This is a genomic window from Sphaerisporangium album (assembly GCF_003323745.1).
Classification (GTDB): domain Bacteria; phylum Actinomycetota; class Actinomycetes; order Streptosporangiales; family Streptosporangiaceae; genus Sphaerisporangium; species Sphaerisporangium album.
Genome location: NZ_QOIL01000013.1, coordinates 36,603 through 49,399, shown reverse-complemented (window position 1 = coordinate 49,399; position 12,797 = coordinate 36,603). Strand labels below are relative to the sequence as shown.

9 protein-coding genes are annotated in these 12,797 nt (G+C 73.2%); 5 read left to right on the top strand and 4 right to left on the bottom strand.

All coding sequences use genetic code 11. The features are described from left to right. Positions 1-27 precede the first annotated feature (27 nt). A complete protein-coding gene (locus DQ384_RS22735; RefSeq protein ID WP_114030900.1) occupies positions 28-1,665 on the top strand; it encodes a (2,3-dihydroxybenzoyl)adenylate synthase in 1,638 nt (545 codons plus the stop codon). Between the two features lie 88 nt (positions 1,666-1,753). Here DQ384_RS22735 and DQ384_RS22730 read toward each other — a convergent pair whose 3' ends face one another. Genes DQ384_RS22730 through DQ384_RS22715 form a run of 4 tightly spaced genes read right to left on the bottom strand, consistent with a single transcriptional unit; the run spans position 1,754 to position 6,793 of the window. Further along, the gene (locus tag DQ384_RS22730) at positions 1,754-3,388 is read right to left on the bottom strand and encodes an ABC transporter ATP-binding protein (RefSeq protein ID WP_114030899.1); all 1,635 of its coding nucleotides are present in this window, start codon (positions 3,386-3,388) and stop codon (positions 1,754-1,756) included. After that, entirely contained in the window at positions 3,385-4,245 is an 861-nt protein-coding gene (locus tag DQ384_RS22725; RefSeq protein WP_114030898.1) for an ABC transporter permease, read from the bottom strand. Before DQ384_RS22725 ends, DQ384_RS22730 begins: the two co-directional genes overlap by 4 nt. Further along, positions 4,242-5,195, bottom strand: a complete 954-nt coding sequence (locus DQ384_RS22720) for an ABC transporter permease (protein WP_114030897.1) — start codon at positions 5,193-5,195, stop codon at positions 4,242-4,244. Before DQ384_RS22720 ends, DQ384_RS22725 begins: the two co-directional genes overlap by 4 nt. Continuing rightward, positions 5,192-6,793, bottom strand: a complete 1,602-nt coding sequence (locus tag DQ384_RS22715; RefSeq protein WP_114030896.1) for an ABC transporter substrate-binding protein — start codon at positions 6,791-6,793, stop codon at positions 5,192-5,194. Before DQ384_RS22715 ends, DQ384_RS22720 begins: the two co-directional genes overlap by 4 nt. Before the next feature lie 503 nt (positions 6,794-7,296). On the opposite strand from DQ384_RS22715, the gene DQ384_RS22710 reads away from it, so the two are divergent. Genes DQ384_RS22710 through DQ384_RS22695 form a run of 4 tightly spaced genes read left to right on the top strand, consistent with a single transcriptional unit; the run spans position 7,297 to position 12,793 of the window. Then, a complete protein-coding gene (locus tag DQ384_RS22710) occupies positions 7,297-9,579 on the top strand; it encodes a TIM-barrel domain-containing protein (RefSeq protein ID WP_114030895.1) in 2,283 nt (760 codons plus the stop codon). Positions 9,580-9,596: 17 nt separating this feature from the next. Continuing rightward, complete coding sequence (locus DQ384_RS22705; protein WP_114030894.1) at positions 9,597-10,913, top strand: ABC transporter substrate-binding protein; 1,317 nt, start codon at positions 9,597-9,599, stop codon at positions 10,911-10,913. A 4-nt stretch (positions 10,914-10,917) separates the two neighbouring features. Then, positions 10,918-11,862, top strand: coding sequence for a carbohydrate ABC transporter permease (locus DQ384_RS22700; RefSeq protein ID WP_114030893.1), 945 nt, complete (start codon positions 10,918-10,920; stop codon positions 11,860-11,862). 31 nt (positions 11,863-11,893) lie between these two features. Beyond that, positions 11,894-12,793: a carbohydrate ABC transporter permease gene (locus DQ384_RS22695; protein ID WP_114030892.1), complete on the top strand. Its 900-nt coding sequence runs from the start codon at positions 11,894-11,896 to the stop codon at positions 12,791-12,793. Positions 12,794-12,797: the final 4 nt, after the last annotated feature.

The following is a 12,797-nucleotide window of genomic DNA, read 5'->3' as shown; positions in this document are numbered from 1 at the left end:
GGCCGGTGAACGAGGAAAGGGACCACCATGACGCAGACCCATCCGGGCTGGCCGGAGGCCTACGCGGAGCGTTACCGCCGCGCGGGTCACTGGAGCGGGCGGACCTTCGGCGCCCTGTTGCGCTCCTGGGCCGAGGACCGTCCCGGGCGGACCGCTCTCGTCGACGGCGACCGCCGCTGGACGTACGCCCGTCTCGACGCCGAGGTGGACGTGCTCGCGGCGGGACTACGGCGGCTGGGGCTGCGCCGCGGCGACCGCGTGGTCGTCCAGCTCCCCAACCGTGCGGAGTTCGTCCTGCTCTGGTTCGCCCTCCAGCGTCTCGGCGCGGTTCCCGTGCACGCCATGCCGGGACACCGCCGCACCGAGATCGGCCACCTGGTGCGCGTCTCGGAGGCGGTGGCCTGCGTGATCCCCGACCGGCACGCCCGCTTCGACCACCGCGCGATGCTGCGCGAACTGCTCGCCGAGCAGGCGGGGAGCGGCACGCTGCGGCACGTGGTGGTGGCCGGCGACCCGGGAGATCATCGGGACTTCGTCCGCCTGGACGACCTGCTGGGGGACGCCTCCGCCACCGGGCGGGTGGACCCCGGCGACGGTGACGCCGCCTCCGGTGACCTGGCCCTGCTGCTGCACTCCGGCGGCACCACCGGGCTGCCCAAGCTCATCCCGCGGACCCACGACGACTACGCCTACAACGCCCGCGCCGCCGCCGAGGTGTGCGGTCTCGGCGAGGACTGCGTCTACCTCGCCGTCCTCCCGCTCGCCTTCAACTTCACGCTGGCGTGTCCCGGCGTGCTCGGCACGCTCACCGCGGGCGGCACCGTCGTGGTGTCGCCCGATCCGAGCCCGCAGACCGCGTTCGCCCTCGTCGAGCGCGAGCGGGTGACCATCACCTCGCTCACCCCGCCCCTGGTCCCGCACTGGATGGACGAGGCCGCGTCCGGCGAAGCCGATCTCGGCAGCCTGAAGGTGCTCCAGGTCGGCGGGGCGCGGCTCCCCGACGACGTCGCCCGCGCGCTCGGCCCCGCGATTGGCGTGACCGTCCAGCAGGTCTTCGGCATGGCCGAGGGGCTCATCAACGTCACCCGGCTCGACGACCCGGAGGAGCTCGTCCACACCACCCAGGGCCGCCCGATCTCCCCGGACGACGAGATCCTCGTCGTCGGCCCCGACGGCCGGCCGGTGCCGGACGGCGCCCCCGGCGAGCTGCTCACCCGGGGCCCGTACACCCCGCGCGGCTACTACCGGGCCAAGGCGCACAACCGGATCGCCTTCACCCCCGACGGCTTCTACCGCAGCGGCGACGTCGTCCGGCGTCTCCCCTCGGGCCATCTGGTCGTCGTCGGGCGGATCAAGGACCAGATCAACCGCGGCGGCGAGAAGATCGCCGCGACCGAGGTGGAGGAGCATCTGCTCACCCACCCGGCGATCACGCAGGCGGCCCTGGTGGCCGCCCCGGACGAGAAGAGGGGCGAGCGGTCCGTGGCGTTCCTCGTCTGCGCGGGACCTCCCCCGGCGCCCCGGGAGCTGGCCGCCTTCCTCAACGAGCGAGGACTGGCGGCCTACAAGGCCCCCGACCAGGTGGTCCCGATCGCCGCCATGCCCCTGACCGCCGTCGGCAAGATCGACAAGAACGCGCTGGCCGGGATGCTCTCCCCGGGGTGACACGAGCGGCAGAGGTGCCGTGCCCGCCGGCTCCCCTGGGCGTACGCGAGCGGGAAGGGTTCCTTGGCCGCCCTCCTCTCGTGTCGCGCTACTTCGCCCGGTTCGCGCCGGAGCAGGCGACGAGTTCGCGGGTCACCGCGTGCTCCGGACGGCTCAGCACCCGGTCCGGCGGGCCCGACTCGACCACCGTCCCGCCGTCGAGGACGACGACCCGGTCCGCGTACCGCGCCGCCGCGGCCAGGTCGTGGGTCACCAGCAGCAGCGTCAGCCCGAGCGCCCGGCGCAGCGAGGCCAGCAGGTCCAGGACCTCGGACGCGACCTCGCGGTCCAGCGCCGAGGTGACCTCGTCGCAGACCAGCGCCCGCGGCGCCCCCGCCAGAGCGCGGGCCACGGTGACCCGCTGGCGCTCCCCGCCGGACAGCTCGCCCGGCCTGCGCGGCATCATCGCGGGCGAGAGCCCCACGAGCCCGAGCAGCCGCGCGGCCTCGGCGGCGGCGTCCTCGGCCGGCATGCCGCGCAGCCCGGTCATGGGCCGCGTCAGGGTGGTGCGCACGGACTCCCGGGGGTTGAGCGCCCCGCCGACGTCCTGGGGCACCAACTGCACCGCGCGGGTGCGCCCGGGGGGCCGGCCCGGCTCGTCCCGCCACCCGGCCGTGCCGCGCGTGAGCGGGTGCAGCCCGGCCAGGCAGCGGGCGAGCGTGGTCTTCCCGGACCCGGACGGCCCCACCAGCGCCGTGCACGTGCCACCGGGGACGGTCAGCGAGACGTCGCGCAGGACGGTGACGCGGCCGTGCGCGGCCGACAGGCCGCGCACCACCAGCCCGGCCCGAGTCTCCCCGGCGCCGGCCACCCCGGCGTCCCCGTGCCCCACCGGCGGCGGGACCCGTGACGCGTCCGGGGGCGTCGTGACCTGCGGGACCCGCGTCCGGTCCGCCTCCGGCCCGGACGGCCGCTGCGCCCCCATCGCGGACGGCGGGACCCGCGGCCGGCCGGCGCGCGGGACGGCCGGCGGACCGGTGGCGGTGATCCGTCCGCCGTCCAGGCGGATCACCGCGTCGGCAAGGGCCGCGAGCCAGCCCGTGTCATGGCTGACGACCACGGCCGCGCGCTCCCCGTCCCTGAGCACCTCCGCCACCAGCTCACGCATCCGGTGGGCCAGCACGGTGTCCAGGCTGCCCGTCGGCTCGTCCAGGACCAGCAGCCGCGGCGCGCCCGCCAGCGCGGCGGCGAGTGCCACCCGCTGCGCCTGCCCGCCGGAGACCTGGTGGGGACGGCGCCGCAGGAACGCCCGGTCGGACGGCAGCCCCACCGCCGCGAGAAGCGCCCGGACCTGGCCGGTGACGTCGGCGGTTCCGGGCGAGCGCAGCCGCACCGCCTCGGCGACCTGGGCCCCGATCCCCAGGGCGGGGTTGAGGGAGGCCGCCGGCTCCTGCCCCATGAACGACACCACCCGGCCGCGCAATCGGCGCGCGCCCGCCCTGGCGAAGGGATCGAGTCCGCCCACCCGCACCGTCCCGGAGCGCCGTTCCAGGCCGGGCCGCACATGGCCGAGCAGGCTCAGCGCCAGGCTGCTCTTCCCGGACCCCGACCGCCCGGCCACGCCCAGAACCCGCCCGGGCGCGAGCGTCAGCGTCGCGTCCCTGAGCACAGGCGGGCCACCCCCGGCGGGACCCACCGTCAGCCCGGCCACACGCACCAGCGCCTCGCCGCTCCCCCCGTTCACCGGCCCTCCCCGGACACGACCCCGGCCGCCCGGTCGGCCAGCAGGCCGACGCAGACCGAGAGCAGCACGAGCAGCGACGTGGGTGCCAGGAAGGCCGCGGCGGACAGAGACGCGCCGGGCAGGTTCTCGTTGACCATGCGTCCCCAGTTCGGGGCCGGCGCGCCGCGGCCGAGACCGAGGAAGCCGGCGGTGGCGGTGAGATGGACGGACGCGACCAGCCGCAGGGCCGTGTCCACCAGGGCCGGCCCGGCGATGTTGGGCAGGATGTCGTGGACCAGCACGGCCCACCTGCCGTCGCCGCGGGCGTACGCGGTTTCGGCGTAGCCGGTGGCCGCGACCCGCCGGGTGGCCGCGCGCAGCACGCGCACCGAGAACGGCGTGGTGGCGAGGGCGACTGCGGCCACGACGGCCAGGTCGCTCCCCGGGAAGCCGGCCGCCAGCACGAGCATGAGCAGCAACGCGGGGAGCACCGTCAGCGCGTCCACGAGCCGCAGCACCAGATCGCCGGTGTGGCGGGGCGCGAGCCCCGCCAGCACACCCGCGGCCATGCCCACGGCCCCGGCGGCCAGCGTCGCGCCGACCCCGGTGAGGACGATCACCCGGCCACCCCACAGCACGCGGCTCAGCACGTCCCTGCCGAGGAGGTCGGTGCCCAGCGGGTGCGCCCCGCCCGGCGCCTGGAAGGGCAGGCCGAGCCGTTCGGCCGGGCCGTACGGAGCCAGCAGCGGCCCGGCCAGCGCCACGGCGACCACGAACGACGCCCCCGCCGCGGCGAGCAACGGCAGGGGACGGCGGCGGGGGCGCGCGGGGGTGTGCTCCGCCAGGAGCCTCTCCCCTCCCGCCTGGACGCCGGTCATCGCGGCTCCCCGCGCGCCGGGTCGAGCAGCCACCCGCAGACGTCGCCCAGCAGGAGGATCAGCAGCATCACCGCGACCAGGGTCGTGGCGATCCCCTGCACCATGGGGACGTCCCTGGCCGCGACGGCCCGCTGAAGCTCGCGGCCGATCCCCGGGTAGTCGAAGACGCTCTCCACGACCACGGCGCCGCCCACCAGCACACCGGTGGTGAGCGTGAGCGCCTGCACGGCGGGGCCGGCGGCGTTGGGCAGCACGTGGCGCAGCGCCAGGCGGACACCGCGCACGCCGTTGAGCCGGGCCGTCTCCACGTACGGGGACGTCGCGACGTCCGCGGCGGAGACGCGGATGAGCCGGGTGGCCACGGCCGTCCCCACCGCGGCGAGGGTGAGGACGGGCAGCACCAGGCCCCGAGGGGCGTCGAGCGGGCCGCCGCCCAGCGGCACCAGGGAGACCCGTGGCAGCAGGTCCAGCCGCACCGACAGCACGGCGATCAGCAGCGCGGCAGCCACGAACTCCGGCACCCCGGCCGCGACCTGGGCGAGGGTCGAGATCAGGCGGTCGGCGCCCCGGCCCGCCCGCAGTCCGGCCGACAGGCCGAGGCCGACCGCGAGCGGGGCGGCGAGGGCGAGGGTCAGCCCCGCCAGCAGCAGGCTGTTGGGAAGCCGGCCGGCCAGCACGTCCGCGACCGGCCGGTGGCCGACGAACCCGGTGCCCAGGTCGCCGTGGACCGCGCGGTACGCCCAGTCGGCGTACCGCGCGGCCACGGGCCGGTCCAGGCCCAGGGCGGCGCGGACCCGGGCGCGCTCGGCCGCCGAGGCGTCGGGGCCCGCGACGGCGCTGACCGCGTCCCCCGGCAGCACGGCCGTGGCGGCGAAGACCGCGCAGGACAGCAGCACCAGCGTCACGGCCGCACCGGCGAGGCGGCGGCCCAAGTAGACCGCCCAGCTCACGGAAGGGCCGCGCGGGAGAAGCCGGGGAACTGCTCGAAGAGGTCGGCGTCGATCCCGGTGAGGCCCTTCACCTGGGCGTTGAGGTAGGGCTTGAAGACCGGCAGCACCGTGTTGCCCTCCTCCCACAGCGTCCGCTGCGCGTCGGTGCCGAGCCTGCTCGCCGTGGCCGCGTCGCTCTGGGCGCGGGCGTTGGAGACCAGCGCGTCGACCTCGGGGCGCTTCCAGCCGAACGCGGCCGGGGAGCCGCCGGCCGTGCCGATCTGGTAGGTCGACAGGGCCGGGACCGGCACCTGGTACGAGGCGGCCAGCGGCAGCCGGGTGTAGGCGGCGAAGTCGGCGAAGAGCTGCCCGGCGGGCAGCTCCTTGAGCGAGGCCTTCACCCCCACCTTCTTGAGGTCCTCGACGTAGAGCGTGGCCGCCTCGACCATGCCGGGGGTCTCCGGCCCCGTGGTCAGCACGACCTCCATCCCCTCGGCGCCCGCGGCCTTGAGCAGGGCGCGCGCCTTCTCGGGGTCGTGCGCCCGCTGCGGGAGGCCGTCGGCGTAGTCGGGGAAGCCCATCGCGGGCAGGTCGTTGCCCACGGTGGCGTTGCCGTAGAACACGGTGCTCACCATGGCCTCGCGGTCCACGGCCAGCTTGAAGGCCTCGCGAACCCGCTCGTCGTCGAACGGCTTGACGTTCATGTTCATCCGGAAGGACAGCCCGACCAGGTAGGGGCTCCTGGAGGGGACGACGTCGACGGAGTCATCGGCGGCCAGCGTGCGCGCGGTGACAGGGGCGAGGTCGTGCACGAAGTCGGCCGCGCCGCTCGTCAGCGCGCCGGCCCGGGCCTCGGAGTCGGCGATCGAGCGCAGTTCCAGGCCGTCGAGGTACGGCCCCTGGCCCAGGGCCGCGCCGTAGTAGTCGTCGTTGCGGGTGAAGGCGGCGCCCTGCCCGGCCGTGAACTCGGTGAGCTTGAAGGGGCCGCATGTGGGCGTCGCGGTCGAGAACGTCCTCGTCCCGTTCTTGACGACCAGGAAGTTGCCCTGGCAGAGGATCAGCCGTCCGTCCGCGATCGGGCGGACCGCCGGCAACACCACCTTGAGGTCGCCGTCCGCCTTCGCGTGAGCGAGATCGAAGTTGAGCGAGGCCATCCGGAACACCGGCAGCTTGCTGCCCGCCGCGAGCGTGGCCAGGGAGTGCAGGACGTCAGCCGAGGTCAGCGTGGAGCCGTCCGTGAAGCGGACGCCGCTGCGCAGGCGCAGGGTGTACGTCGTGAGGTCCTCGGACACGTCGATGGCCTCCAGCACGCCGTACCGGACGCCGTACTCGGCGGTGGGGTCGAGGTTGCCGAGGGTGCCGTGCCAGGCGCGGGCCCGCACGAGGTCCAGCGGAGTGGGGCCGTTGAAGAAGTCGAGGGTCTCGGACGCGCCGCCGCCGACGAAGGCGGCGCGGAGCGTGCCCCCGGCCCGGCGTGCCCCGGAAGAGGCGCCGGCCTTCGGCGAGGCGGTGGTCCCGCCGGAGGCGCAGGCCGTGATCAGGCCGGGTCCGGCGGCGAGGGCCACGGCGGCCAGGGTTCCTTGGCGCAGGAAGCGGCGGCGGTCGAAAGAGTGAGGCATGGGTTTCTCCTTGATAGGGAAGCGTCCCGCTTCCGGGCGGCAGGACGGGAGCGGAGGACCGCTCGCGCGGACGGCGTGCGGTCCTGGCGACGTCCCGGCGAGATGGTGAAGGCCGGTGGGCCGGTACGGCGGTCATGGGGGCGACCTCTTCCCCGCCCTCTACGGGGCTTCGTCCCTGCACGTCGCCAGGCGGCGGCCGACCTCGCGACGGCCACGCCCGGCCCCCAGGGGTGAACGAGGCCGAGATGGCATCGATAATGATAATCGTTTCTATTACCGTTCCGATACGCCTGCGGGATGACGAGATGCGACCGGCGTCAGGCGGAGGATGCGGGCCATGGCCTCCGTCGCGCCCCGTGGGGACGAACCCGGCGAGACGCGTGGCGCGACAGGTGTCCGACCCGGCGGCCCCCTCCGGCGCGGGGGCATTGGGGCGTTGACGTTTGTTGGGATGGACGCCAAACTAACTCCTAAGGCAGTCCCCGAACGCCAGGAGCGCATCGATGCCGTACCGTCCTCCACTGGTCGCGCACGAGTACACCAGCGCCGATCCCCCGGAGCTTCCGGTGCGCGCACGGGGAGAGCAGGGGCTGTCGGCGCTGAGCCGGGCCGAGGTGCTGGCGGCCGACGAGGGGGGCGTGGTCCTCAAGGCCTCCACCTCGGCGGGCGAGGCGCTGGTCGTCCAGGTGACCGCCGCGGGCGAGGGCGTGATCCGCGTGCGCCTGGGCGAGGACACGGCGGCACGCACCCGCTCGGCGCGGGCCATCCAGATGGTGCGGCCGGGGGCCCACACCGCCCGGGTCGACACCACCGGCGGCCGGGTCGTGGTGGACGCCGGAGGCGTGCGCGCCGAGATCACGCCGGACCCCTGGCACCTGCGCTTCACCGGGCCGGACGGCCGTGTGCTGACCGAGCAGGACCGCGGTCACGTGGACATCAGCGGGCGCCTGCGCACGCTGCCCTTCGGCCGCTCCCAGGTCGACGGCGTCACGGTCGCCTACCACGAGAGCCTGGCCGCCCGGCCCGACGAGCACTTCGGCGGCTTCGGCGAGAGTTTCACGCCGCTCGACAAGCGGGGCCAGCGCCCGCTCGCGTGGAACTTCGACGCCTTCGGCGCGGAGTCCGAGCGTTCGTACAAGAACGTCCCGTTCTTCGTGTCGAGCGAGGGATACGGCGTCCTGGTGGACAGCGGCATGCCGGTGGAGTTCGACGTCTGCCGCTCGACCCACAGCTGTGTCGAGATCGTCGTCCCGGACGACCTCATCGACTACTACGTCATCGCCGGGCCGACCGTGCCGGAGGTCCTCGCCCGGTACGACCGGCTGACCTGCGCGCCGGCGCTTCCGCCGAAGTGGGCGTTCGGCGCCTGGATCTCCTCGGGCTTCTTCAAGGACAGCCAGGAGCGGGTGCTGGCGCGGGCCAGGAAGATCCGTGAGAGGGGGATCCCCTGCGACGTGCTGCACCTGGACTGCTACTGGCAGGTCGTGGAGCACTGGTCTGACCTCCGGTGGGACGCCGAGGGCTTCCCCGACCCCGAGGGCATGCTGGCCGAGCTGGCGGAGCAGGGTTTCCGGGTCTGCCTGTGGATGAACCCGTACATCTCCCACCTCAGCCCGCTCTTCGCCGAGGCCGCCGCCAAGGGCTACTTCCTGAAGGACCAGGACGGCGGGGCGTACGTCTCCGACGTCTGGCACGGCTCCCACCCGGCCTGCGGCATCGTCGACTTCACCAACCCCGACGCCGCCGAATGGTTCAGGGATCTGCTCCGCCCGCTGCTGCGGCAGGGGGTCGCACTGTTCAAGACCGACTTCGGCGAAGGCGTCCCGGCGGGCGCGGTCGCCCGCAACGGCATGAGCGGCACCGAGCTGCACAACGTCTACGCGCTGCTGTTCAACGACCTCGTCTCGGATGTCACCCGGGAGGTGAACGGGCACGGCATGGTGTGGGCGCGCTCGTCGTACCTGGGCGGGCAGCGGCACGCGGCCCAGTGGGGCGGCGACACCTACACCTCCTACGCGGCGATGGGCAGCACGCTGCGCGGCGGGCTGTCACACGGCCTGTCGGGCGTCCCGTTCTGGAGCCACGACGCGGGCGGCTTCACCGGCACGCCCACCGACGACCTGTACGTGCGGTGGGCGCAGTTCGGGGCGCTGTCGCCGCTGGTGCGGTTCCACGGCACCACCAGCCGCGAGCCCTGGGAGTTCCCCGCGGTCGAGCACCTGGCGGTCAAGGCGGTGCGGCTGCGGTACCGGCTCATGCCGTACATCTACTCCGCGGCGGTGGAGGCCGCGCGGACCGGCGCGCCCATGATGCGCGCGCTGTGCGTCGACCACCCCGACGACCCGGTGGCCTGGCAGGCGGACCTCCAGTACCTGCTCGGACCGGACCTGCTCGTCGCTCCGATGACGGCCCCCGAGGGCACCCGGCGGGTGTACCTGCCCGCGGGCGAGTGGGTCGACTACTGGACCCACGAGGTCCGCACCGGCGGCCGGTACGTCCAGGTCACCAAGCCGCTGGAGCAGATCCCGCTCTTCGTCCGCCGCGGCTCGCTCATCCCGGTGACCGAGGTCCGCCCGACCACGGGCGGCGGGCCGTTCACGAACGTGAGCGTCGTCGCCTACGGCGGCGAGGGCCGGGCCGTCATCCGCGACGTCGACGGTGACACGACGGTCACCGCCACGCAGGAGGGTGACGTGCTGCGCGTCAGCGTCACCGGTCCCCTGCCCATCACCCACTGCGAGATCGCCCCCGTCGCCGGCGCCCCCGCCGCGGCGGTCGTCGGCTGACGAACGGGAGAACCACCATGTCCAGCAAAGGACCCGGAACAGCATTCGCCGCCGCGCTCGCCGCGGCCGCGCTGGCACTGGCCGCCTGCGGCTCCTCGGATCCCCCGGGCGGGGGCGGCGGTTCCGGCGAGCCCAGGACGCTGACCCTGTGGCACTACGAGTCGGCCGACAGCGCCATGGGCGTCGCCTGGACCGAGGCGATCAGGCAGTTCGAGGCCGGCCACCCGAACGTCAAGGTGAAGGTCGAGGAGAAGGGCTTCGAGCAGATCCAGAAGACCGCCGGCATGGTCCTCGGGTCCGACCAGGCTCCCGACATCATGGAGTACAACAAGGGCAACGCCACCGCCGGCCTGCTGTCCAAGCAGGGGCTGCTGACCGACCTGACCGAGCAGGTCACCAAGCGCGGCTGGGACAAGCTGCTCAGCCCAAGCCTGCGGACCACGGCGCGGTACGACGAGCGCGGCGTCATGGGCTCGGGGAACTGGTACGGCATTCCGAACTACGCCGAGTACGTGATGGTGTACTACAACAAGGACGCCTTCGAGAAGCAGGGCGTCAAGGTGCCCACGACGCTGGACGAGTTCACGGCCGCGCTGGACACGTTCGTCAAGGCCGGCATCACCCCGATCGCGGTCGGCGGCGCCGAGTACCCCGCGCAGCAGATCATGTACCAGCTCGCGCTGAGCAAGGCGCAGCGTCCCTGGGTGGACGCCTTCGAGCTCTACAAGGGCAGGGTCGACTTCCACGGTCCCGAGTGGACCTACGGCGCGACCACCTTCGCCGACTGGGTGAAGAAGGGGTACATCGCCAAGGACTCGGCGAGCCTCAAGGCCGAGGACATGGGCGTGGGGTTCATCTCCGGCAAGTACCCCATCATGGTCTCCGGCAGCTGGTGGTACGGCCGGGTGGCCGGCGAGGTCAAGAACTTCACGTGGGGCAGCTTCCTGTGGCCGGGCAACCGGCTGCACGCCGGCTCCAGCGGCAACCTGTGGGTGGTGCCGGAGAAGTCGAAGAACAAGGACCTGGCCTACGACTTCATCGACATCACGATGAAGAAGGACATCCAGAACAGGCTCGGGAACGCGGGCGGCGTGCCGGTGGCGGCCGACCCCGCGGCGATCACCGACGAGAAGAACAAGGAACTGATCGAGAACTTCAACAAGCTCACCGCCGAGGACGGGCTCGCCTACTACCCCGACTGGCCGGCTCCCGGCTACTACGACGTCATGGTGGCGGGCGCCCAGGAGCTGATCAACGGCGCCAAGACGCCGTCCCAGGTGCTGGACGAGTTCGCGCGCCCGTACGACGAGAACCTCGCCGACATCGGCGGCTGAGCTGATGGCAGCGCAAGCTTCGGCGACGCGTCCCCCGAAGGGCGCCCGGACGCCGGGGTCCACCGGCCGGCCGCGCGGGGGCGGCGGGTACTGGATCTACCTGGCGCCCAGCGCGGTCCTGTTCCTCGCGGTCGTGATCGTCCCCTTCCTGATGAACGTCGTGACCAGCTTCACGCGGTGGACCGGCGTCGGCACGCCCCGGTGGATCGGGTTGGACAACTACGCGCGGCTGCTGCGGGACGAGATCTTCTGGACCTCCTTCCGGCACAACGTCGCCCTGATCGTCGCCATGGCGGTCGTCCCCACCGTGGTCGGCCTGGTCCTGGCCGCCGCGCTGTTCGACTACATCGGCAGGTGGTTCGGCGCGCGCACGGCGAGCGCGCTGCGGGCCGCGTACTACCTGCCGCAGGTGCTCCCGGTGGCCGTCGCCGGGGTGGTGTGGGGATGGATGCTCAACCCCTCCTTCGGCGCGCTGAACCAACTGCTCGAAACCGTGGGCCTCGGCTCGCTGGCGCGGGACTGGCTGGGCGACCCCGATCTCGCGCTCGCGACCGTGATGGCCGTCATGGTGTGGTTCCAGCTCGGCTACCCGGTCGTGATCTTCATGGCCGGTCTGCAGCGGGTCGACCCGGGGTTGTACGAGGCCGCGGAGATCGACGGGGCCTCCTGGTGGCGGCGGTTCTGGCACATCACCGTGCCGCAGATCAGACCCGAGCTCTTCGTGGTGCTCCTGACCTGCACGATCGCCGCGCTCAAAGTCTTCGGCCCGATCTTCGTGCTCACCCGGGGAGGTCCCGGCCGTGCCACGAACGTGCCGTCCTACTTCAGCTACCAGAACTTCTTCCAGAAGGCGAACGTCGGCTACGGCTCGGCCATCGCCACCGTGCTGGCGGTGATCATCGTGGTCGTCACCTTCCTCTTCCTGCGCGTCCAGGAGCGCGAGCGATGACGGCGCGGACGCGCGCCGGGGAGCGTGCCGCATGACGTCCCTTTCGGTACGCCGCGCGGCGTCGGCCCGGCGGGCGCGCCGGGAGCGCCGGGAGCACGGCAGGGTCACCGGTGCCGGGCCCGGCAGATGGGCCGTCCTCGCCGCCATGGCCCTGCTCGCCGTGGCGATGCTGCTGCCGTTCGCCCTCGTCACGCTGAACGCCCTCAAGAGCCCGGCGGACTATTCCTCCAACGGGCCGCTCGGCCTGCCGCACGGCGTCCACCTCGACGGCATCGTCCAGTTCTGGCAGCGGGTCGACTTCGGCGAGAAGCTGCTCAACAGCCTGGTGATCAGCGGCTCGGTGGCGGTGCTGGCCGTGATCCTTTCCGTGCTCAACGCCTACGCCCTCGGCATCGGACGGGTGCGGGGGCGGCTGTGGGTGCTGGTGCTGTTCCTGCTCGCCAACACCCTCCCCCAGGAGGCCCTGGTCTACCCGTTGTACTACCTCGCCAAGGCCGCCGGCCTGTACGACAGCCGGCTCGCGGTGATCATCATCTTCACGGTCATCCAGGCCGCGTTCGGGACGTACCTGCTGGCGGCCGTGCTCGGCGGCTTCCCCAAGGCGATCATCGAGGCGGCGGCCATGGACGGCGCGAGCCGGTGGCGGATCCTGTGGTGGATCGTCGTGCCGATCAGCCGCCCGACCCTGTCGGTTCTGCTGATCTTCTTCTTCATCTGGACGTGGAACGAGTTCTTCCTGCCGCTGATCTTCCTGATCTCCAACGACAACCAGACCGTGCCCGTGGTCCTCGGCGTGCTGCAGGGCGAGAAGATGATGGACGCCACCATGTCGAGCGCCTCGGCGTTGCTCGGCATCGTCCCGGCCGTCGCCTTCTTCCTGATCTTCCAGCGCACGCTGACCCGCGGGATCACCGTCGGCGCCGTCAAGTGACGGT